19 protein-coding genes are annotated in these 20,817 nt (G+C 66.5%); 5 read left to right on the top strand and 14 right to left on the bottom strand.

Features of this window, described 5'->3' with window-relative positions; translation table 11 throughout:
- Window positions 1–530: 530 nt before the first annotated feature.
- From LGM71_RS13885 to phnS, 7 genes are read right to left on the bottom strand one after another with little or no spacing between them, the layout of a single operon-like run.
- The gene (locus LGM71_RS13885) at window positions 531–1,082 is read right to left on the bottom strand and encodes a phosphonate degradation HD-domain oxygenase (RefSeq protein ID WP_124624158.1); all 552 of its coding nucleotides are present in this window, start codon (window positions 1,080–1,082) and stop codon (window positions 531–533) included.
- 4 nt (window positions 1,083–1,086) lie between these two features.
- Window positions 1,087–2,541, bottom strand: a complete 1,455-nt coding sequence (gene phnY / locus LGM71_RS13890) for a phosphonoacetaldehyde dehydrogenase (protein WP_226115157.1) — start codon at window positions 2,539–2,541, stop codon at window positions 1,087–1,089.
- Window positions 2,538–3,845 carry a phosphonoacetate hydrolase gene (gene phnA / locus LGM71_RS13895; protein WP_226115158.1) on the bottom strand — a complete coding sequence of 436 codons (1,308 nt, stop codon included), beginning with the start codon at window positions 3,843–3,845 and terminating at the stop codon, window positions 2,538–2,540. Before phnA ends, phnY begins: the two co-directional genes overlap by 4 nt.
- Window positions 3,842–4,702, bottom strand: a complete 861-nt coding sequence (gene phnV / locus LGM71_RS13900; protein WP_226115159.1) for a 2-aminoethylphosphonate ABC transport system, membrane component PhnV — start codon at window positions 4,700–4,702, stop codon at window positions 3,842–3,844. Before phnV ends, phnA begins: the two co-directional genes overlap by 4 nt.
- Window positions 4,692–5,612: a 2-aminoethylphosphonate ABC transporter permease subunit gene (gene phnU / locus LGM71_RS13905; protein ID WP_059599125.1), complete on the bottom strand. Its 921-nt coding sequence runs from the start codon at window positions 5,610–5,612 to the stop codon at window positions 4,692–4,694. The genes phnV and phnU overlap by 11 nt, the downstream gene beginning before the upstream one ends.
- Window positions 5,590–6,693 (bottom strand): 2-aminoethylphosphonate ABC transport system ATP-binding subunit PhnT, encoded by a 1,104-nt coding sequence (gene phnT / locus LGM71_RS13910; RefSeq protein ID WP_059680396.1) that lies wholly within the window; start codon window positions 6,691–6,693, stop codon window positions 5,590–5,592. The genes phnU and phnT overlap by 23 nt, the downstream gene beginning before the upstream one ends.
- A 34-nt stretch (window positions 6,694–6,727) precedes the next feature.
- On the bottom strand, window positions 6,728–7,819 hold the full coding sequence (phnS, locus tag LGM71_RS13915; RefSeq protein ID WP_226115160.1) for a 2-aminoethylphosphonate ABC transporter substrate-binding protein: 1,092 nt from the start codon (window positions 7,817–7,819) through the stop codon (window positions 6,728–6,730).
- Between the two features lie 256 nt (window positions 7,820–8,075).
- Here phnS and LGM71_RS13920 point away from each other — a divergent pair, with 256 nt between their 5' ends.
- On the top strand, window positions 8,076–9,185 hold the full coding sequence (locus LGM71_RS13920) for a 2-aminoethylphosphonate--pyruvate transaminase (RefSeq protein WP_226115161.1): 1,110 nt from the start codon (window positions 8,076–8,078) through the stop codon (window positions 9,183–9,185).
- A 105-nt stretch (window positions 9,186–9,290) separates the two neighbouring features.
- Here LGM71_RS13920 and LGM71_RS13925 read toward each other — a convergent pair whose 3' ends face one another.
- From LGM71_RS13925 to aroQ, 3 genes are read right to left on the bottom strand one after another with little or no spacing between them, the layout of a single operon-like run.
- A complete protein-coding gene (locus LGM71_RS13925) occupies window positions 9,291–10,631 on the bottom strand; it encodes an MFS transporter (RefSeq protein WP_124624172.1) in 1,341 nt (446 codons plus the stop codon).
- Between the two features lie 40 nt (window positions 10,632–10,671).
- A complete protein-coding gene (locus tag LGM71_RS13930; RefSeq protein ID WP_226115162.1) occupies window positions 10,672–11,526 on the bottom strand; it encodes a shikimate dehydrogenase in 855 nt (284 codons plus the stop codon).
- The gene (gene aroQ, locus LGM71_RS13935; protein WP_226115163.1) at window positions 11,523–11,978 is read right to left on the bottom strand and encodes a type II 3-dehydroquinate dehydratase; all 456 of its coding nucleotides are present in this window, start codon (window positions 11,976–11,978) and stop codon (window positions 11,523–11,525) included. The genes LGM71_RS13930 and aroQ overlap by 4 nt, the downstream gene beginning before the upstream one ends.
- 257 nt (window positions 11,979–12,235) lie before the next feature.
- Here aroQ and LGM71_RS13940 point away from each other — a divergent pair, with 257 nt between their 5' ends.
- Both LGM71_RS13940 and LGM71_RS13945 read left to right on the top strand, forming a co-directional pair.
- Entirely contained in the window at window positions 12,236–14,128 is a 1,893-nt protein-coding gene (locus tag LGM71_RS13940) for a bifunctional sugar phosphate isomerase/epimerase/4-hydroxyphenylpyruvate dioxygenase family protein (protein WP_124624176.1), read from the top strand.
- A 297-nt stretch (window positions 14,129–14,425) separates the two neighbouring features.
- Complete coding sequence (locus LGM71_RS13945) at window positions 14,426–14,689, top strand: hypothetical protein (RefSeq protein WP_059599117.1); 264 nt, start codon at window positions 14,426–14,428, stop codon at window positions 14,687–14,689.
- Window positions 14,690–14,759: 70 nt separating this feature from the next.
- Here the strand turns inward: LGM71_RS13945 and LGM71_RS13950 are convergent, their stop codons facing one another.
- Window positions 14,760–15,554: an AraC family transcriptional regulator gene (locus LGM71_RS13950; RefSeq protein WP_059528381.1), complete on the bottom strand. Its 795-nt coding sequence runs from the start codon at window positions 15,552–15,554 to the stop codon at window positions 14,760–14,762.
- 669 nt (window positions 15,555–16,223) lie between these two features.
- Between LGM71_RS13950 and LGM71_RS13955 the strand changes: the two genes are divergently transcribed.
- Both LGM71_RS13955 and LGM71_RS13960 read left to right on the top strand, forming a co-directional pair.
- Window positions 16,224–17,360, top strand: coding sequence for a branched-chain amino acid ABC transporter substrate-binding protein (locus LGM71_RS13955; RefSeq protein ID WP_226115164.1), 1,137 nt, complete (start codon window positions 16,224–16,226; stop codon window positions 17,358–17,360).
- A 320-nt stretch (window positions 17,361–17,680) separates the two neighbouring features.
- Window positions 17,681–18,991: an MFS transporter gene (locus LGM71_RS13960; protein ID WP_226115165.1), complete on the top strand. Its 1,311-nt coding sequence runs from the start codon at window positions 17,681–17,683 to the stop codon at window positions 18,989–18,991.
- Between the two features lie 129 nt (window positions 18,992–19,120).
- On the opposite strand, the gene LGM71_RS13965 is transcribed toward LGM71_RS13960, so the two are convergent.
- The 3 genes from LGM71_RS13965 to LGM71_RS13975 all read right to left on the bottom strand — a co-directional run bounded on the left by LGM71_RS13965 (window position 19,121) and on the right by LGM71_RS13975 (window position 20,711).
- Window positions 19,121–19,558: a DoxX family protein gene (locus tag LGM71_RS13965; RefSeq protein ID WP_124497162.1), complete on the bottom strand. Its 438-nt coding sequence runs from the start codon at window positions 19,556–19,558 to the stop codon at window positions 19,121–19,123.
- A 226-nt stretch (window positions 19,559–19,784) separates the two neighbouring features.
- Window positions 19,785–20,240 (bottom strand): RbsD/FucU family protein, encoded by a 456-nt coding sequence (locus LGM71_RS13970; protein ID WP_124624189.1) that lies wholly within the window; start codon window positions 20,238–20,240, stop codon window positions 19,785–19,787.
- Between the two features lie 78 nt (window positions 20,241–20,318).
- Entirely contained in the window at window positions 20,319–20,711 is a 393-nt protein-coding gene (locus LGM71_RS13975) for a nuclear transport factor 2 family protein (protein WP_124624192.1), read from the bottom strand.
- Window positions 20,712–20,817 lie beyond the last annotated feature (106 nt).

Raw genomic sequence — 20,817 nt, forward strand, 5'->3', positions numbered from 1 at the left:
GAGCCAGGATCAAACTCTTCAGTTTAAACCTGTTACTGTTTTCGGTTCTTTCGAACCGGTCGCTCACTCAAAGCTGACAGGAATATGAATTGCTTCATAAACCTGACTTACTTTAGTGTGAGACTCTTGATACTTTCGCCATCTGATCCGAAGATCAGCTCGCTTCCATCAAGCGCCCACACTTATCGGCTGTTAATTTTTAAAGAGCATTTCTGAGAGAAACCTGAAGTTTCCCAGCAGCGCTGCGTTTTCAGCAGCAGAGAGACGAGATTATGAACCGTCTTTTTCAGTCAGTCAACAACTTTTTGAACTGCTTCGTTGCGACGACTGGGTTCAACTTCATGTGCGCCGGGGCTCGACAACCGACCCTCCATCGCACCGCTTCCCTTCTTCCCCCGCGCCGCGTTTCCGTTAGCGCGAAAGAGGCGTGATTCTAAGCAGCGCCCGGCAATCGCGCAAGGGGTTTCGTAAAAAATATAAGGCCCCGCACGCTGCCGCGTCCGGGGCCTTATATTGAAGCAGCCGAATCGTCAGGCCACACGCACTTGGCGCGCCACTATCTCCATATAGTGATCGAGACCAGGCGTCACCTTGCCCTCTTCCTTCGCGGTATCGTCCCAGCGGCGCAGACGCAGCGCGTCCTCCGCAAACGGGCGCTGCAGGAATGCCACCGTCTCATCTTCACTGAAGATACCGCCCTGCAGCGCGAGGCTACGCACCGAATCCGGCGACAGGCTCTCGAAGTAGCCGACGTCCGTGCGGCACAGGCAACGCTTCGCGTCGACATGCAGCCGGATCGGTTCCAGCACCGCGTCCGAAAACAGCGGCCGCAGGAACGGCAGCACGAAATACTGATGCAGATCGTCGATACCGCGCGCACTCGGCGTCTCGCCCTGGCGATTCAGCAGATGTCCCAGGTCGTGCAGGAACGCGGCCGCAACCAGCGCTTCGTCCGCGCCCGCCTCTTCCGCCAGCAATCCGCTTTGCAAGGCATGCTCGAGCTGCGTGACAGGTTCACCGCTATAGGCCACATGGCCGTGCTCGCGATACAACCCATGAATCTCTTCCACCGTCAGTGCCATCCGCTCACTCCCAAGGCAGCGAAAACGTCTTCAGGTTCGTGAAGCTCTTCATCGCCTCCTGAACGCCTTCCTTGTAACCGAGCCCCGAATCCTTGATCCCGCCGAACGGAGAAAGCTCGATCCGGTATCCCGGCACTTCCCATACATTCACGGTCCCGACGTTCAGCTCGTTCACGAAGCGCACGACGGCCGCCGTGCTGTCCGTACAGACACCCGACGACAGCCCGAATGCCGTCCCGTTGCTGATCCGGATCGCGTCGTCGATCGTGTCGAACGCGATGACGGGCGATACGGGGCCGAAGGTCTCCTCGCGCACGATCGTCATCGACGGATCGACGTTGTCGAGCACGGTCGGCGAATAGAGCGCCCCCCGACGCACGTTCCCGATCAGCAAGCGCGCACCCTGTGCGACCGCCTCGCGGACCCGCGCCTCGAACAGCCGCGCCGCCGCGCCGTCGATCACCGTGCCCATTTCGTTCGCGGGATCGAATGGATCGCCATATTTCCATGCACGCGTCTTCTCGACGAGCAACTCGGTGAATGCCGGCGCGATCGAGCGCTGTACCAGGATCCGCTTGACGGCCGTGCAGCGCTGCCCCGAATTCCGGTACGAGCCGAGCACGGCCAGCGATGCGGCACGCTCCAGATCGGCATCGTCAAGGACGATCAACGGATCGTTGCCGCCGAGCTCCAGCACGATGCGCCGGTAGCCGGCCCGCGCGGCGATCGCCTTGCCGATCGACACGCCGCCCGTGAAGGTAATCAGCGATGCCTGCGGATGCGTGACGAGCTCGTCCGCGATTTCGCGCGGGTCGCCGGTCAGCACCTGCAGCATCGGCTCGGGCAGGCCGGCCTCGTAGAGCAGGTCCGCCAGATAGAACGCCGACAGCGGCACCTTCTCCGACGGCTTCACGATCACGCGGTTGTTGGTCGCGATCGCCGGCGCAATCTTGTGCGCGACCTGATTCATCGGATGATTGAACGGCGTGATCGCGACGATTACGCCGTCGAGCGGCTGTCGCTGCGAAAACACGCGGCGCGCCTTGCCGTGGGGCGTCAGGTCGCACGAGAAACTTTGCGCGTCGTCGCGCAGCGCCTCGACCGACGCGAACTTCAGCACGTCGGCAACGCGGCCGATCTCGTAGCGCGAATCCTGTTTCGACAGCCCCGATTCGAGCGTGATCAGGTCGGACGCTTCCTCGGTACGTTCGCGCAGCAGCGCCGCCGCGCGTTCGAGAATCTGCGAACGCTCGTAACGCGTGAGCGCAGGCCGGTACGCCATCGCATAGTCGAACGCGGCGCGCACGTCGTCGACGCTCGCCAGCGGCACCGTGCCGACACGCATGCCGGTGTACGGATCGGTAACGTCGAGAACACGATCCCGCGTCGCACGCGTGCCGCACCAGCGCAGCGCCTCGGCGCGAAAGGCGAGGTGATCCTGTCGGGGATGAGCCATCATGACGCGACCCGGTTCAGCACGAAATCGAAGACGTCGAAATTGCGCGGACGACGTGCAGGATCGCCCCGCTCGATCCGACGGTTGAACAGCAACGGCACTTCCTGCTCGGACACGCCGCCATGCGATCGCAGCGGAACGGTCAGGCCGGACAGGTCGTGTTCGCGTTCGCGCGTGCCGAGCGTCATGTCCCGCCGCGCGATCACGACGAGGTCGCCGATCCGATCGGCCGGGAGCTCGAAGCGCGCGGCGGCTTCCGCGTTGTCAAGCACGAGCTCGACGCCGTCGATCCCGCCGACGCGCCACATCGCCTCGGTCCGGTCGACGCCGGGTGCCAGGTAGACGGTCGCGAACGAGCCAAGCGCGCCGTGGTGTACGACGTACGGATCGGTGATCGGCAGGATCACGCGCGCAGCCTGCGCGCCGTACCAGCCGTCGAACGCATCCTGCAGATAGATCACGTTCGGGCGACCGGTTGCGGGATCGTGCTTCGCGTTCATCCCGTGGTCGGCCGTGAGCCCGATTGCCCAGCCAAGCGCGTCGAGCTGCGCGAGATAGCCGTCCATCATTGCGTAGAACGCGTTTGCGCCGGCACTGCCCGGCTCGCACTTGTGCTGCACGTAATCGGTGGTCGACAGGTACATCAGGTCGACCTGCCGCGTCTGCGCAAGCCGCACGCCGGCCGCGAACACGAATTCGGAAAGCGCCGCGCTATAGACATCCGGCGACGGCAGGCCAACCCAGTCGAGTACGTCGACGATGCCGTTTTCCGCGAGATTCGCCTGCGCGGCCTTCTCCGCGGAAAAGCAGATGCCATTCATCTGCCAGCCTAGCAACCGGCGCAGCTTGTCCTTCGCCGTCACGACGGCCACCCGCGCGCCGGCGTCGGACGCCGCCGCGAGCAGCGTGCCGGCACGCAGATAGGCCGGGTCGTTCATCATCACTTCGGCGCCGCGCCCGCCGTCGGCGGCCGGATCCCAGAAATAGTTGCCGCAGATCCCGTGGACCGACGGCGGCGCGCCGCAGACGATCGACAGGTTGTTCGGGTTGGTGAAGGTCGGCACGACGCAATCGGCGCGCCACGCCGTGCCTTCCGCGATCATCCGGCCGATGAACGGCGCAACGCCCGCTTCCACCGCACGTTCGAGATAGTCGTACTCGCAGCCGTCGACACAGACGACCACGGTCGGCTCGACCGGCAGCCGGTAGCGCCGGCCGTTGACGTCGACGGAGCGTCCCGCGAGATTCGGCGATGCGCCGTTCGCCGACGCTTCACCCGGATGGCGCAATGCAAACGCGGCGTTCATGATGCCGCCCGCTTGCCGCGCGGCACACGCGCGGCGATCAGCAGCAGCGCCGCGAGCGACGCGCCGAGCATCAGCAGCGACAGCGCCGATGCCGGAAGGTAATAACCACGCTCGACCTGGCCGATCACGACGATCGGCACGGTCGCGAAACCCGGCGGGTAGACGGTCAGCGTCGCGCCGAGCTCGCCGAGCGACAGCGCGAAGCCGAGCGCGAGGCTCGCACGCAGCGCCGGCACGAGCTGCGGCAGCAGTACGCGGCGCAGCACCATCGCTGGCGGCGCACCGAGGCTCGCCGCGGCTTCGCGCAGCACGGTCAGCTCCGGGCGCAGCGCGGCGGCCGCGCAGCGGTAGCAGTACGGCAGAATCAGCGCGAGCTGCACGAGCACGACGATCGCGGCGGAACTCGACAGGTCGAGCGGCTTCTGGTGATACGCGATCAGCACCGCGAGTCCGAGCACAACGCTCGGCACGCCATTCGGCACCATCACGAGCGCATCGACAATAGCGCCGAGGCCGCGCCGGTCGCGCCCTTCGAGTGCGAGTGCGAGCCACAGCCCGAGGATCGTGCCGATCGCCGACACGCCGAAGCCGATCTCGAGGCTCGTCAGCAGCGCGTCGTATTCCGGCGAACCGAGCCGCTCGAACCAGCGCAGGCTGTAGCCGGCTGGCAGGATCGTGCCCGACCACTGCGTCGACACGCTCGACAGTGCAACGACGATGACCGGCAGCACGAACAGCCAGAAGCAGGCGAACGCGGCCAGCGCGAGCGCCGCGCGCGACGCATGCTTGAGCAGCGTGTCGCCCCAGCCGATCTGATGGCGCGGCACGGCTTGCCCGATACGGAATTCAGCGGACATCGTTTCCTCCCGTCGCACGCCGGTTTACCCGGCGATAAACCGCATAAAGCGCCAGCGACAGCGCGAGCATCACGACCGCGCCGGCCGACGCGGTCGGCAGGTCGAGGTCGACGGTCGCGCTGCTGTAGATCGCGACCGGCAGCGTCACGAGCCGCGCGCTGCCGAGCACGAGCAGAATCCCGAATTCGTTCAGCGTCAGCAGGAAACACAGCACGGTGCCGGCGGCGATGCCCGGCCACGCGATCGGCAGCACGACGCGACGTGCAAGCATCCAGCCCGACGCGCCGAGGCTGCGCGCGGCCTCGATCAGGCGCAGGTCGAGCGTCGCGAACGACGCGAGCGTCGGCCGCACGACGAACGGCGTATAGAACACGGTCTGCGCGAGAATCACGCCGCCGATGCCGAACAGGAAATCGAGCGGCGGGCTCTCGAGATGGAACAGGTGCTGCAGCGCGATGCTGATCGAGCCTTGCGAGCCGTACAGGAAGATCAGCGTGAACGCGACGAGGAACGACGGGAACGCGACGTACAGTTCCAGGAAGCGCGTGACGAGCGACGCGCCCGGAAACGGCTTGAAGAACAGTAGCGCGGCCAGCAGCACGCCGAGCACCGATGCGGTGCCGGCACTCGCGAACAGCACGCCGAGCGTCGTCAGCAGCACGTTGCGCGTATCGGGGTTGCCGAAGAACGTCCGGTACGCGGCAAAGCTCAGCCCGTGATCGCCCGATACGCTCAGCAGCACGAGCCGCACCAGCGGATAGACGACGAGCGGGCCGAGCACGACGATCGCGAGCACGGCGAGGTGCAGGTCGCCCATGCGCTTGCGGCGCCGCGCGGCAGCGGCATGCGCGGCGGCCGACGCGAGCACATGCGGCGGCAGGCCGGCTTCAGGGCTCGATAAGGACGACATCGTCTGCCTCGCAATGCAGGGAAACGCGCGCCCCGCGCTCGGGGGCCGCGCCGCGGCCGCGTTGCATCGTCACGCGCACGGGTTCGTCGGGCGCCGCATCGATCACGACCGCAATCGACAGGTCCGCGCCCTGCCATTCGACGGAAGACACCGTGCCGTGCAGGCCGCCCGCCGCGAGCGGCATCACGGTCAGGCGCTCGGGGCGCACGCACGCGACCTTGTCGCGCACTTCGTGACGCGGATCGCCGAGCGGAAAGATCACGCGCGGCGGCAGCAGGTTCGCCGGGCCGAGATAGCGCGCGACGTAGCCGTCCTGCGGCGCGTCGTACAACTGCTGCGGCGTGCCGAGCTGCGCGATGCGGCCGTCGCGCATCAGCAGCGCGCGGTCGGACAGCACGAGCGCGTCGTCGCGGTCGTGCGTCACGCAGACGACGGTCAGGTTCGGCAGGCGCTCGTGCAGCGCCTTCAGCTCGCTGCGCACCGACGCGCGCAGGTTGGCGTCGAGCGCCGACAGCGGTTCGTCAAGCAGCAGCACGTCCGGCTCGATCACGAGCGCGCGGGCCAGCGCAACGCGCTGCTGCATCCCGCCCGACAGCTGCGCGGGCAGGTGGTGGCCCGCATCGCCGAGTTGCACGAGCTTCAGCGCGTCGGCGACGCGACGCGTCACTTCGGACGAGGCCATCCCGCGGGCGCGCAGCCCGAATGCGACGTTCTCGAACACCGACAGGTGCGGGAACAGCGCGTAATTCTGGAACAACAGACCGAGATTGCGCTTGTGCGGCGGCGCATGGGTCAGGTCGCGTCCGGCCACGGTCAGCGTGCCGGTCAGGCCATCGGCCTTCACGAACCCGGCGATGAAGCGCAGCAGCGTGGTCTTGCCGCAGCCGCTCTTGCCGAGCACGGTCAGAAATTCACCGGCGCCGATCGACAGCGACAGATCTTCCAGCACAGTGCGTGCGCCATAGCGCACGCTCAGGTGTTCGATCTGCACGCCGCCCGGCGCGCCGGACCGCAGCGTGGCGTGCGGTTCGGCGGCGCCGAATGCGCCGGGATGGGTCAGGGTGGTTTCCACCGGGTTCATCCTCTTGCTCGCTAATACAGGCGGCGTGTGCCGATCACTTCGGCTTGACGACGTCGAGCTGCTTGCCCGAGCTGCCGATCACGTCCTTCTTCCAGCGCTCGATCCACACCGGCTTCTTCGCCATCACCTGGGTCCAGTCGACCGGGATCAGCTTCACGCCCGCGATCGCCTTCTTGACCGCTTCGCCGTTCTTGCCGGCCAGCGGCACATCCGTGCGGCCCGGGATGCCGTACATGTCCGGCACCTTCGACTGCACGTCCGTCGACATCAGGTAGTCGATCAGCTTCTTGCCGGCGTCCTGGTTCGGGCCGCTCTTGATCAGGCCGATGCCGTACGGCAGCTGGAACGTGGTCGGCTGGTCGCCGTCCTTCGCGGACAGGAAGATCGGCTTGACGGACAGCGCGCCGTGTTCGGCGTCGTCGAGGTCCATCTGCAGGTCGCCGTTCGCGACGCTGATCTCGTTGCGCGACAGCAGCACGTTCAGGTAGCCCGTGCCCTTCGTGTGGAACTTCACGCTCTGCGACAGCTTCGCCAGGTAGTCGAACGCCTTGTCCTCGCCCATCAGCGAGGTCGTCAGGATCAGCACGGCCATCCCGTCGCCGGCGGTCGCCGGGTTCGAGTACGCGACCTTGCCCGCGTAGGCCGGCGACAGCAGGTCGGCGAACGTCTTCGGCTGGTTCTTCACGACGTCCGGGTTGATCGCGAACGAGAAGTAGTTGTTCACGAACGTCGCCCACGTCCCGTCCTCGGCCTTTGCGATCGCCGGCACGTTCTTGTAGTTCACGCTCTGGTACGGCTGCAGCAGGCCCATCTGGCCGGCTTGCTGAATGAACGGCGGCAGCGTGACGATCACGTCGGCCTTCGGGGAATTCTTCTCGATGTTCGCGCGGTTGACGACCTCGCCGCTGCCCGCCGTCACGATGTTGACCTTGACGCCTTCCTTCTTCTCGAAGGCCGGCAGCACATCGCGATAGAGATTCTCGAGACCGTCCGCCGTATACAGCACGACCGCGTTTGCCGCATGTGCGGGCATCGCGGCGCCTTGCAGCAGACCGGCGGCGCAGGCGGCCAGCGCGAGCTTGCGGAACGCGCCGGCAGCGGCGCGCGAGGAATTCTGCAGTGTCATCTCACTTCTCCGTAGGCGGAACACCAAACGGCCGGGGCACGATCCGGCTCCTTTCAGTCGGACAGACCGACAACCGGCCTGCCTCGCTGCCGCGCTGCGGGTGGTCTCGCGCGGCAACCGAAGGATCACAGCGTTCGATGACAACGCCGTGACGAGTGCCACAATTTCCAAAAAATGACACATTTTGCCAATATCATGCAAGTCACCCGGAAATGCCGCCCCGGCGTTTCGCCCGACCTTTGCTGGAGAAAAAGCCATGCCCGACCCGATTCTGCTCACGCCCGGTCCGCTCACCACGTCCGCCACAACACGCCACGCAATGCAACATGACTGGGGCTCGTGGGACGCCGCTTTCAATCAACTGACGGCCGGTGTCTGCGCGGATCTCGTCGCGATCGCGCGCGGCGGCAACGAATACGTGTGCGTGCCGATGCAAGGCAGCGGCACGTTTTCGGTCGAGGCCGCGCTGGGCACGCTCGTGCCGCGCGACGGCGTCGTGCTGGTGCCGGACAACGGCGCGTATTGCGCGCGCATCCTGAGGATCCTCGGCCGGCTCGGCATCGAGGCGATCGCGCTGCCGTTCGATGAGGACGCCGCGGTCGACCCGGCGGCGATCGAAGCCGCGTTCGCGCGCGAGCCACGCATCACGCACGTCGCGCTGGTGCACCTGGAAACGAGCGCCGGCATCCTGAATCCGCTCGACGCGATCGCGGCCGCGTGCCGACGGCACGGCAAGCGGCTGATCGTCGACGCGATGAGTTCGTTCGGCGCGTTGCCGATCGCGCTGGCGGACAGCGGAATCGACGCGCTGATCTCGGCAAGCGGGAAATGCCTGGAAGGTGTGCCGGGGATGGGGTTCGCGATCGTGCGGCGCGATGTACTCGACGCGAGCGAAGGCAACTCGCCGTCGCTCGCGCTCGACTTGCATGATCAGCACGCATACCTGCGCAAGACGGGCCAGTGGCGCTTCACGCCGCCGACCCACGTGATCGCCGCGCTGCGCGCCGCGCTCGACCAGTACCTGGCCGAAGGCGGCCAGCCGGCGCGCGGTGCGCGCTATGCGGAGAACTGCCGGACCTTGATCGAATCGATGCGCGCGCTCGGCTTCACGCCGTTCCTCGACGCAAGCGTGCAGGCGCCGGTGATCGTCACGTTCCATGCGCCCGACCATCCGGCTTACGATTTCCGCCGCTTCTACGACGCAGTGCGCGACGCGGGCTTCATCCTGTATCCGGGCAAACTGACGCAACTCGAGACGTTCCGCGTCGGCTGCATCGGCGCGATCGGTGCCGGCGACATCCGGCGTGCGGTCGCGGCGATCGCGCAGGCGGTCGAATCGCTCGGGATTGCCGTGCAGCGCGCGTGAGCGCTGACGCATGCCCCGGCCCGCAAGCGGGAACGGCAGAAACAAAAAAGCCCGGCGACCCACGGGTCGCCGGGCGAACGCACCGAGTGTGCGTGGAGCCGGTACTTACAGTTCGATCCGCTTGATGTCGCCGACGACGAAGATATACGACAGCGCACCGATCAGCGCGATCACGCCGATGAACACGAGTGCGCCGACGAACGATCCGGTCGATGCGACGATGAAGCCGACGACGAGCGGCGTGATGATGCCGGCGAGGTTCGCCGCGAAGTTGAAGATGCCGCCGGTCACGCCCAGCAGGCCGTCCGGCGCGATGTCGGACACGAGCGTCCAGCCGAGCGCCGCCATCCCCTGCGCGAAGAATGCGACCGACATGATCGCGATCACGGCTTCGTTGCTCTTCACGTAGTTCGCGAGAATGATCGTCGACGCGAGCAGCAGGCCCGCGATGATCGGCAGCTTGCGCGCGAGGTTCGCGGACTTGCCGCGGCGCAGCAGCCAGTCGGAGAAGATCCCGCCGAACATCACACCGACCGACGCGGCGATGAACGGCATCACCGCGAAGAAGCCGATCTTCAGCCAGCCCATATGGCGCTCGGTCGCGAGATAGGTCGGGAACCAGGTCAGGAAGAACACGAGCGTCGAGTTGCCGGCGAACTGGCCGAGGCAGATACCCGCGAGCTGACGCTTCTTCAGCAGCCGGCCGGCCATCGACCAGCTGAACTTGGCCTGTGCGGGCTTGCCGCTCTTGTCCCCGTCCTTGCGCGCGCCGTGCACGAGACCGCCGCCCGCTTCGATGTACGCGAGTTCTTCCGAATTGGCGGCCGGATGGTTGCGCGGCTCGTGATAGAACTTCCACCAGACCAGACCAAACACGATGCCGATCGTGCCGACGACCCAGAACAGCGAGCGCCAGCCGAACGCACCCATCAGCGCGAACAGCACGGGGCTGAAGAACGCGAGACCGATGTACTCGCCCACGGTGTAGGTGCCGGTCGCCATCGCGCGCTCGTTCTGCGGGAACCACGTCGCGACGACCCGGCTGTTGGTCGGGAAACACGGCGCTTCCGTCACGCCGAGGCCGAGCCGGCATGCGAGCAACGTCCCGACACCGGGCACGAAGCCCTGCAGCAACGTGCACAGCGACCACAGCGTCATGGACCAGTAATAGGTGATCTTGCTGCCGAAGCGGTCGAGGAACAGCCCGCCGGGCACCTGCATCGCGACGTACGTCCACGAGAATGCCGAGAACATGATGCCCATCACCGCCGCGTTGATGCCAAGCTCCTTGGTGAGCTGCGGCGCAGCCACCCCCAGCACGGTACGGTCGAGATAGTTGATCATCGTGCCGATCGCGAGCAGCGCGAGGATCTTGTAGCGCGCCGAGGTCCGCCGGACCGTGCCGGCCGCCGCGGGCGCGGCGTTCGTGTGGGTGGTGTGCTGCATGGTCGTCTCCTGGTCTCTTTTTCAGCTAGTCGGTAAAAGGTCAGCGCGCGACGAGCGACTGAAAGTGTTCGAACATTCGCTCGTCGTCCGGCGTGCGTCCGGTGAAGATCTCGAACGCATCGACGGCCTGGTACACGGCCATCCCGCCACCCGGCAGCGTCGCGCAGCCGGCCGCGCGCGCGGCGCGGATCAGTTCCGTTTCGAGCGGGAAATACACGATGTCGGCAACCCACATTCCCGCGCGGAGCAACTCGGCCGGCAGCGGCAGGCCCGGATGCTTGGTCATGCCGGTCGGCGTGGCGTGGATCAGGCCAGTCGCGACATGCATCGCGGCCGCGAGATCGCTGCCCGGTGTAATCCGGGCGGCCGGGAAGCGCTGCTGCAGTTCGCCCGCGAGCGTGGCAGCACGCGTGCCGTCGACGTCGAAGATCGTCAGTTCGGCGGCGCCCATCTGCAGCGCAGCATGCGCGACGGCCGCACCCGCGCCGCCCGCGCCCAGCTGCACGACACGCTCGAGCGACACGTCGGGCAACCCGCGGCGGAACGACTTCGCGAAACCCGACCAGTCGGTGTTGTGGCCGATCCGCTTGCCGTCCTTGAACAGCACGGTGTTCACCGCGCCGAGCGCGCGCGCGTCGTCCGACAGCGAGTCGAGGTGCTCGATCACGCGCTGCTTGCACGGATGCGTGATGTTGAGCCCGTTGTAGCCCATGCGCTGCGCGGCATCGAGCAGTTCAGGCAGCGCGTCGGCGGTCACGCCGAGCACGTCGAGATCGATGCGCCGGTACACGTAGCCGAAACCCTGGCGGAAGCCTTCTTCCTCATGCATCGCGGGCGACAGCGAACCGCCGATGCCTTGGCCGATCAGGCCGATCAGAAAAGACGGGCGGCTCATCGTGCGGCTCCCTGCGCAAAAAGGGTCGACAGGCGCTGCAGCGCGAATACGTAGCCTTCGGTGCCGCAGCCGCAGATCACGGCTTCGGCCACCGCCGACACATAAGAGTGGTGACGGAATGCCTCGCGACGATGCACGTTCGAGATATGCACCTCGATCACGGGTTTCGCGATCGCGGACAACGCGTCGGCCAGCGCGACCGACGTATGCGTATACGCGGCCAGGTTGATCACGATGCCGTGCGTATCGTGACGCGCGGCATGCAGCCAGTCGATCAGCTGATGCTCGGCGTTCGACTGGCGGAAGTCGATCTCCAGCCCGAGCCCTTCAGCCGCCGTGCGGCAACGCTGCTCGACGTCGGCAAGGGTTTCCGCGCCGTAGATATGGGGCTCGCGGGTCCCCAGCAGATTCAGGTTCGGGCCGTTCAGCACCAGCACCTTGTGCTTGCTCATGGTGTTTCTGCTCCTAAAACAGGGGCGAATCGCTAGCCGACTGCGCCCCTTGACGTCAAGATTTGGCGCTAGTGTGCGCTTGCGCAAGCGCAATGTCTTTTCGGGTTTTCGCTAATTTGTACCATCTAGTTAGTTTGTATAATTCCCCATACTCCCATAGTAAATTCGGGATGTGGCGCCCGCAGGTAATTCAACGACTGGTTCATTCCGGCCCGATCCGGCCGACGCCACGCCCCGCTCATCCGCAGGATTCGCCCATGCAGCGCTCGATCGCCACCGTGTCACTGTCCGGCACGCTCGCCGAGAAGCTCGCCGCCATCCAGGCCGCCGGCTTCGACGGCGTCGAAATCTTCGAGAACGACCTCGTCTACTTCGACGGATCGCCCGCCGACGTGCGGCGCATGGCCGCCGATCTCGGCCTCGACATCGTGCTGTTCCAGCCGTTTCGCGACTTCGAGGGCGTGAGCCCGGCCCAGCTCGCCCGCAATCTCGACCGCATCCGCCGCAAGTTCGACGTGATGCACGCGCTCGGCACCGACCGCATCCTGGTGTGCAGCAACGTGTCGCCCGACACGATCGCGGACGATGCTTTGCTGGTCGACCAGCTCGGCGCGCTCGCCGAAGCCGCGCGGCAGGCCGGCGTGGTTGCCGCGTACGAGGCGCTCGCATGGGGCCGCGTCGTGAACCGGTACAGCCACGCATGGCAGCTCGTGAACGCGGTGAACAGCCCGCATCTCGGCCTCGCGCTCGACAGCTTCCATACGCTGTCGCTCGACGATTCGCCGGACGCGATCGCCGACATCCCCGGCGACCGGATCGCGTTCGTGCAGATCGCCGACGCGCCGAAGCTCGCGATGGACGTGATCGAATGGAGCCGCCACTTCCGCTCGTTCCCCGGCCAGGGCGACTTCGACCTCGCGCGCTTCACGGCCCGCGTGATCGAGTCCGGTTATACGGGGCCGCTTTCGCTCGAGATCTTCAACGACGGCTTCCGCGCCGCGCCGACCGCGATCACGGCCGCCGACGGCCACCGCTCGCTGCTTTATCTGGAAGAGCTGACGCGCGCGCGGCTCGCACAGGACGGCCGCGCGCCCGCCGCCGGCCAGCCACTGTTCGCGCCGCCGGCGCCGCCCGCGCACGTCGGGTTCCAGTTCATTGAATTCGCGGTCGACGCGCAGGCGGCGGCCACCGTCGGCGAATGGCTCGGCCGGATGCGGTTCCGGCTCGCGGGCCGTCATCGATCGAAGGACGTGACGCTGTTCCAGCACGGCGCCGCATCGATCGTGCTGAACGCCGAGCGCGACTCGTTCGCCGACGCGTTCTTCCAGCAGCACGGGTTGTCGCTGTGCGCGTCGGCGTTCCGCGTCGACGATGCGAAAGTGGCATTCGAACGCGCGGCCGGCTTCGGCTACGCGCCGTTTTCCGGGCGCGTCGGCCCGAACGAGCGCGTGCTGCCCGGCGTGCAGGCGCCGGACGGCAGCCTCGAATACTTCGTCGACGAGACGCCGAACGCGCCAACGCTATATGAGTCGGATTTCGTGCTGACCGACATCGACGGCCCGACCGAGGTCGGCCCGCTGACGGGCATCGATCACGTCTGCCTTGCGCTGCCGGCCGACGCGCTCGATACGTGGATCCTGTTCTTCAAGACCGCCTTCGGCTTCGAGGCCGAGCGCAGCTGGCTCGTGCCCGATCCGTACGGCCTGATGCGCAGCCGCGCGGTGCGCAGCGCCGACGGCTCGGTGCGGATCGCGCTGAATGCGTCGGTCGACCGCCATACGGCCGTCGCCGAATCGCTCGAACGCTATCACGGCACGGGGCTGAACCACGTCGCGTTCCGGACCGACGACATCGTGCAGACGGTCGCCACGTTCGCGGCCGACGGCGTGCCGTTCCTGCGGATCCCGCCGAACTATTACGACGACCTCGCCGCGCGCTACGCGCTGCCGGACGAGCTGATCGACACGCTGAGCGCTCACCATCTGCTGTACGACCGCGACGAAAACGGCGGCGAATTCCTGCATGCGTATACGGAACTGGTCGACAACCGCTTCTCGCTCGAAATCGTCGAGCGGCGCGGCGGCTACGACGGCTACGGCGCGGCCAACGCGGCCGTGCGGCTCGCCGCGCAGGCCCAGCGCAGGAAATAAGGAAGCAAGCGAATTTCGTGCAGGGGCGAATTGAACGAGAAAACCACGACGACCCCGCGACGGGCGTCGTGCGGACGCACCGTCGTGGTGAATGCCTCGGCGGTGCCCCGCCCGGCAAGGCAGGCTGCTCGGGGCCGGAAACGGGGCCGGAAGCGGCCGCCCGGCTGGGGTTACATCCCGTAACGCACGCCGCACTGCAGCATCCGCTCGGCCACCGCGGTTTTAAGAATCGCTTAAGTCTTCGACGGCACCATCCGCAACCAGTACCCGATGGTTATCTCGAAAAGGAGGACAGCGATGAGCGCCGTAGAAGCACCCGCGGGCCGCCCGGCCGCGCCCCCTGCAAAGAAGACGATGCTGCGCCGCCTGCTCAGTCATCACGAAATCGCGACGTTGCTCGTGCTGCTGCATGCGCCGATCGGCGCGAACGCCAAAGCCGAATTGCCTGCGCTGCAGGAAGCCGGTCTCGTCGAGATGGTCAGGCTCGACCCCGATACGGCCCCCAGCTTCCGGCTGACCGAAGACGGCACGGCCGTCCTGAAAGGGCTCGGCTACCGCTGAGCCACGGTTTTCACCGCTTCCCCGCATCGCCCCGATCCTTCAGACCCGCCGGCCCGCCCGGCGCGTCACTTCACCCTGCCCGATCCTGCAGCATCAGCCGGTATTCCGTCGGCGTCATGCCGACCGTCGCCTTGAACTGGCGCGTGAACGCGCTGTGATCCGTATAACCGCATAGCGCCGCGACGTCGGTCACCTTGTCGTGCGTGACGAGCAGCGCCGTGGCCGCGTCGAGCCGCGTTTTCAGCAGCACCTGGCGCGGTGTCAGGTGAAACACCTTGTGGAAGTAGCGTTCGAGCTGCGCGACCGACATACCGGCCATCTGCGCAAGCTGCTTCAGGTTCAGCGGCTGCACGTAGTGATCCTGGATGTGCTGCACCACGTCGGCGAGCTTGCTGTAGGCCGGATGCGACCCCTCGTGCGCCTTCAGGTCGCGCGAGATGCCCGCGAGACCGACCACCTTGCCGGCCGCGTCGCGCAGCGGCTCCTTGCAGGTCAGGCACCAGCCCGGCTGGCGGCCCGGATACAGATGCAGCTCGAGCTGGTCCATCAGCTGCTGGCCGGCGGTGATCGTCGCCATGTCCTGCTCGAAATAGGTCCGGCCGAAGCGGCGCGGAAACACTTCGTCGGTCGTCTTGCCGAGCAGGTCGCGCTTGTCCTTGTAGCCGCAGCGCATCGCCAGCGTGCGGTTGACGAGCGCGTAGCGGCCGTTCGCGTCCTTCACGAAGAATGCAACGTCGGGCAGCGCGTCGAACACCGGCTCGAGCAGGCGGAAGTGCGCGAGCATCGCGCCGAGATCGGCGTTGTCGGGCTGGTAGCGCAGCGTGTCGGACAGGCTCATGGGCGGTGCGGCAAGGAAGGTCGTCATCCCGGCATCTGCGAAGGGAGTGGCTGATGGCGTCGATTATAGGAGCGCACCCGAGAACACGTCGTGGCGATCTCGGGCAAGCGATCGGGCGGCTCGGCGAACGGCGGTCCGCGCAACGCGCCGCCGATCGGCGACGATCGGCGACGATCGGGGGGCCGCATGCGTCGGCGCATCGTACGCCGTGCTGTTGTGCGCGCAACCACTGCGCCGCGCGCTTGCCGGGCGGCGTCGAATACGCATCGGCCCGCTGCATGGCGCCGGGCATCGGTCGGCAACGTCGGCGATATCGATGCACCCAACTGACGCCGAGACAACCTGCGCCCGGACCCGCCATCCTAGAAATGCCGGCGCGTCACGTCTTGGCGCGATTGCGCGTTCTACATGACGATTTCAGCATATATCAGGGTTATCGACGATATGCCGAAATCGTCGCCGGTCGCGCACCGAACGCGCAAGACGCGCGCATTTTCGCTACCTAGACTTCAATCAACGGTTACGAGACGACATCCCGCCAACACCACGCACGCCGATTCCGGCATAACCCGCGCGGCGCATGGCACACCCCGCACGGCTGTCGCACAGGCCTGCAGACCGATACGTCTCGCCCGGTTTACCGCACCGGCCCGCTGGCCGGCGGCGGCCCAACCACGCCATCAAGGGGAAGTGAAAGTGAAGCTGAAGGTATCGCACGTCGCGCTGGCCGCTGCCTGCGCACTGTCGGGCGCACACGCCATCGCCGCCGACGTCGTCAAGATCGGTTTCGCCGCACCGCTGACGGGGCCGCAGTCGAACTACGGCACGGACATGCAGAAGGGCGTGCAACTCGCGATCGCCGATTTCAACGCGACGCATCCGACGATCGGTGGACAGCCGGTCACGTTCCAGCTCGACTCGCAGGACGACCAGGCCGACCCGCGCACCGGCACGACGGTCGCGCAGCGGCTGATCGACGACAACGTCCGCGGCGTCATCGGCCACTTCAATTCGGGCACGAGCATTCCCGCGTCCGACCTGTACGATCGCGCGGGGCTGCCGCAAATCTCGATGGCGACGTCGCCGCAATACACGGCGCGCGGCTACAAGACGACCTACCGGTTGCTGACGAGCGACGCGCAGGCCGGCCGCATCGTCGGCTCGTACGCGGTGAAGACGCTGCGCTTCAAGCGCATCGCGATCATCGACGACCGCACGGCCTACGGCCAGGGCATCGCCGACGAATTCGCGAAGGCCGTGCAGGCCGCGGGCGGCACGATCGTCAAGCGCGACTTCACGAACGACAAGGCGCTCGACTTCTCGGCGATCCTGACCAACCTGAAGGGCATCAACCCCGACGCGATCTTCTACGGCGGCGGCGACGCGCAGTCTTCGCCGATGATCCGCAAGATGCGCCAGCTCGGGATGAAGTCCGCCTTCGTGACCGGCGAGATGTCGCGCTCGCCGACGTTCCTGAAGGTCGGCGGCGACGCGGCCGAAGGCGCGATCGTCTACATGGGCGGGCTGCCGAAGGAAAAGATGCCGGGCTTCGCCGGCTACGCATCGCGCTACAAGGCACGCTTCAATGAAGACGTCATCACCTATTCGCCCTACTCGTACGACGGCACGATCGCGCTGCTCACCGCGATGAAGAACGCGAACTCGACCGATCCGAAGGTCTATACGCCGTATCTCGGCAAGGTGTCGATCAAGGGCGTGTCGGCGCCGAGCATCGCATACGACGCGAAGGGCGACCTGAAGGATGCGCCGGTAACGATCTACAAGGTCGAGCACGGCGCGTTCAAGCCGGTCGATACGATCGCCGGCAACTGATCGCGCAGTCCCTGTCACGCGCGGCGCGGCATGCGGTTCACCCGCCTGCCGCGCCGCGTGCGTTTCGGTTCGACGAAGTCCGAAGCATTCCTCGGCGCGGCACCGCGCGCGCGCATTTCGCGCTCCTGTAGAATCCCCCCACCCGCTTTGACGCTTCGTCTGCGTCGTGCCCCATCCCGGTGCGACGGTGCGTGTCGCGTGCCCCATCCGGCGCTCGGCACACGCTCGACGACGCAAGCCGCGCCTTGCCAGTCCATGCCGATAGCGGGTTCTGGAGACGCAGCACCGACAACAACATTCGAAAACCGATCGTCCTGACCATGCAAGCTTCCGAATTGAGCGGCGTGCCTCGCGCCGCCGAACGCGCGCTCACGCGCAGCGACTACAAAACTCTTGGCCTTGCCGCACTCGGCGGCGCCCTCGAGTTCTACGACTTCATCATCTTCGTGTTCTTCGCACCCGCGATCGGACAGCTGTTCTTCCCGCACGACATTCCCGACTGGCTGCGCCAGCTGCAGACGTTCGGCATCTTCGCGGCCGGTTATCTCGCGCGTCCGCTCGGCGGCGTGATCATGGCGCACTTCGGCGACCTGTTCGGCCGCAAGCGGATGTTCACGCTGAGCGTGCTGATGATGTCGGTGCCGACGCTGCTGATGGGCCTGCTGCCGACCTACGACTCGATCGGCATCCTCGCGCCGGTGTTGCTGCTGCTGTTCCGCGTGCTGCAGGGCGCGGCGGTCGGCGGCGAAGTGCCGGGCGCATGGGTATTCGTGTCGGAGCACGTTCCGTCGCGCCACATCGGCTATGCGTGCGGCACGCTGACCGCGGGCCTCACGGCCGGCATCCTGCTCGGCTCGCTGGTCGCCGCCGGCATCAACAGCCGTTACTCGGGCGCCGAAGTCACCGCATTCGCCTGGCGCATTCCGTTCCTGCTCGGCGGCGTGTTCGGCCTGTTCTCCGTCTACCTGCGCCGCTGGCTGCACGAGACGCCGGTGTTCGCCGAGATGAAGGCAAAGAAGGCGCTCGCGGCCGAGATTCCGCTGAAGGCCGTGCTGCGCGACCACGGCCGCGCGGTGATCGTGTCGATGCTGCTCACGTGGATGCTGTCGGCGGCGATCGTCGTCGTGATCCTGATGACACCCGCGCTGCTGCAGAAGCAGTTTCATCTGACGCCCGCGACCACGCTGTTCGCGAACAGCGTCGCGACGCTGTGCCTGACCGCCGGCTGCATCACCGCCGGCTCGCTCGCGGGCTGGATCGGCGCGAAGCGCGTGCTCGGCATCGGCGGCCTCGTGCTGGCCGCGTGCTACTACCTGCTGTTCGCGCAGGTCGCGGCCGACGCGTCGACACTGCCGCTGTACTACGGGATTGCCGGCTTCACGGTCGGCACGATCGGTGCGGTGCCGTTCGTGATGGTCAAGAGCTTCCCCGCGGTCGTGCGCTTCTCGGGCATCTCGTTCTCGTACAACGTCGCGTACGCGATCTTCGGCGGCCTGACGCCGGTGATCGTGTCGCTGATGATGAAGTCGAACCCGCTCGCGCCGGTCGTGTACGTCGCGACGATCTGCGTGCTCGGCGCGATCGCCGTGCAGTTCTCGAAGGATGCGAAGGACCTGAAGGACGCACGCTGAACGCCGGCGCGCACGCGTCGGCCGGATGAACAAAGGGCCGAATCCCGCGGCGTGCGGGATTCGGCCCTTTTGTTTTGGTTCAGCGCGGCGCGCGACGTGCGTGCGTCGCGCCGTTCAGCCCGGTTCGACTCAGCGCAGCGCGCCGTACGACGAACTCGGCCGGCGCAGCGCGTCGATGCTCGCGCCGCCCGCACCGGTCACGAACAGCAGCAGGAACCCGCCGGCGATCGCGACGTTCTTCCAGAAGTGGATCACCATGTCGTGCTGGACCGCGGCGTCCGTCGCATCCCAGAAATTGTGTCCCACCATCGCGGTCGCGATCGTATAGAACGCCATCAGCAACGCGAGCGGCTTCACCTTGTAGCCGACGATCAGCAGCAGGCCGCCGAGTGCCTCGATCGTGACGACGACCGGGCCCATCACCTGCGGATAGGGCACGTTCAGCCCATGCAGATAACCGATGAAATCGCTGTAGCCGAGCAGCTTCATCACGCCGCCCCACAAGAACAACGCCGCCAGCGCCAGGCGCGCGAAAAAAATGACGCCGGAATCGACGGAACGCGTCATGCCTCTCTCCTCGTATGCAGTTCGGCCGTCCGCGCGGGGCGTGCCCGTGCGGTTCGGAGCCGCGCGGCCCTTGTCGGGCCCGCGGCAAATGGGCCAGCATAGAGGGTCTTTTCGCGGTGTCCAAGAAAAAGGTTGTAGCAAATCTTTACGCTGCGGCGGCGACGCAAGCATGACGGCGCCATGAAGAACGACGCCCGGCCGTCGCCGCGAATAAAGGGAACAGGCCCTAACCGGCGTCGCTCAACAGCACGCCTTTCTTGAACAGGAAGCAGCCGTAGCCGCGCAGCTCGCCGGTGACGATCACCGCGTACGCCTGCTGCGCGCGCTCGTAGAACGCGAATCGATCGACGCCCGCGAGCGGCACGGCGCGCCCTTCCGCGCGATCGATTTCGGCCTGCACTTCGCGCTGCACGGGCGGCACCGCGGCGGGGTCGCCGACCACTTCCATCCGCCACGCGGGCGTATCGACGAACGTGTCGAGCGGCAGCACGGACAGCACCGCGCGCGCGACGCGCGCCGAGTCGGCGCCGTCGATGCGCAGCGCGCGGCCGACCACCGTGTGCTCGGCGACGGACTCCGCGGGAAAATTCGCATCGCAAATCGCCACTTCATCTCCGTGGCCCATCGCGCGCAGCGTGTGCAGGATGTCGGCGTGCAGCAGAGGATCGAGATTCTTCAGCATGTGGGCAAATCTCCGGGATCGGGAACGAATTGCATAAGTTACCCGATCCCGGCGACCACCGGGCGTGCATCGCTCACGTCACGATGCCGCGGCCGGCATTTCGTCGATGAAACCCGTGACCGACTTCAGGCGGCCCGACGCATCGACGGTGCCGAAATCCGAACCCTTCACGATCGCCGCGCCGTCGGGCGACACGAGCGCCCACGAGAAGCGCAGGTGCTGGCCGAAGCCGTCGACGTCGGTCGTGCGGCGGAACCGGAACGCGGGGAAGCGCGCCTGCACCGCGGCGATCATCGTGTCGATGCCCGCGTGGCCGTCGCCGGCCATCAGCGGATCGCGATAGGCCGCGTCGCTCGCGTAGGTCGCATCGATCAGCGCGCGCCGGCGTGCGACGTCGGGCTCGTTCCAGGCGTCGAAATAGCGGTCGATCAGGTCGGCGTGAGCGGACTGGACGGTTTGGGCGGTGTTCATGCGAGGCTCCTGGTCTGGATGAAGGAAGGACAGCGCCGCGGACGTTTCGTGTTCGCGTGCCGTCATCGTCACCTGCCTCGCATGGGCGGTCGATTACGTTCGAGGT

The sequence above is a fragment of the Burkholderia sp. AU33545 genome, assembly GCF_020419685.1.
GTDB lineage: Bacteria > Pseudomonadota > Gammaproteobacteria > Burkholderiales > Burkholderiaceae > Burkholderia > Burkholderia diffusa.

Bases quoted from the DNA above. Each gene is read 5' to 3' on its own strand.
- phnA (WP_226115158.1), bottom strand. From the start codon at position 3,845: ATGAACGCCGCGTTTGCATTGCGCCATCCGGGTGAAGCGTCGGCGAAC.
- LGM71_RS13960 (WP_226115165.1), top strand. From the start codon at position 17,681: ATGCAAGCTTCCGAATTGAGCGGCGTGCCTCGCGCCGCCGAACGCGCG.
- phnT (WP_059680396.1), bottom strand. From the start codon at position 6,693: ATGAACCCGGTGGAAACCACCCTGACCCATCCCGGCGCATTCGGCGCC.
- LGM71_RS13970 (WP_124624189.1), bottom strand. From the start codon at position 20,240: ATGCTGAAGAATCTCGATCCTCTGCTGCACGCCGACATCCTGCACACG.
- LGM71_RS13925 (WP_124624172.1), bottom strand. From the start codon at position 10,631: ATGCAGCACACCACCCACACGAACGCCGCGCCCGCGGCGGCCGGCACG.
- LGM71_RS13950 (WP_059528381.1), bottom strand. From the start codon at position 15,554: ATGACGACCTTCCTTGCCGCACCGCCCATGAGCCTGTCCGACACGCTG.
- phnV (WP_226115159.1), bottom strand. From the start codon at position 4,702: ATGTCCGCTGAATTCCGTATCGGGCAAGCCGTGCCGCGCCATCAGATC.
- phnS (WP_226115160.1), bottom strand. From the start codon at position 7,819: ATGACACTGCAGAATTCCTCGCGCGCCGCTGCCGGCGCGTTCCGCAAG.
- LGM71_RS13920 (WP_226115161.1), top strand. From the start codon at position 8,076: ATGCCCGACCCGATTCTGCTCACGCCCGGTCCGCTCACCACGTCCGCC.
- LGM71_RS13940 (WP_124624176.1), top strand. From the start codon at position 12,236: ATGCAGCGCTCGATCGCCACCGTGTCACTGTCCGGCACGCTCGCCGAG.
- LGM71_RS13930 (WP_226115162.1), bottom strand. From the start codon at position 11,526: ATGAGCCGCCCGTCTTTTCTGATCGGCCTGATCGGCCAAGGCATCGGC.
- phnY (WP_226115157.1), bottom strand. From the start codon at position 2,541: ATGATGGCTCATCCCCGACAGGATCACCTCGCCTTTCGCGCCGAGGCG.
- LGM71_RS13975 (WP_124624192.1), bottom strand. From the start codon at position 20,711: ATGAACACCGCCCAAACCGTCCAGTCCGCTCACGCCGACCTGATCGAC.
- aroQ (WP_226115163.1), bottom strand. From the start codon at position 11,978: ATGAGCAAGCACAAGGTGCTGGTGCTGAACGGCCCGAACCTGAATCTG.
- LGM71_RS13945 (WP_059599117.1), top strand. From the start codon at position 14,426: ATGAGCGCCGTAGAAGCACCCGCGGGCCGCCCGGCCGCGCCCCCTGCA.
- phnU (WP_059599125.1), bottom strand. From the start codon at position 5,612: ATGTCGTCCTTATCGAGCCCTGAAGCCGGCCTGCCGCCGCATGTGCTC.
- LGM71_RS13965 (WP_124497162.1), bottom strand. From the start codon at position 19,558: ATGACGCGTTCCGTCGATTCCGGCGTCATTTTTTTCGCGCGCCTGGCG.
- LGM71_RS13885 (WP_124624158.1), bottom strand. From the start codon at position 1,082: ATGGCACTGACGGTGGAAGAGATTCATGGGTTGTATCGCGAGCACGGC.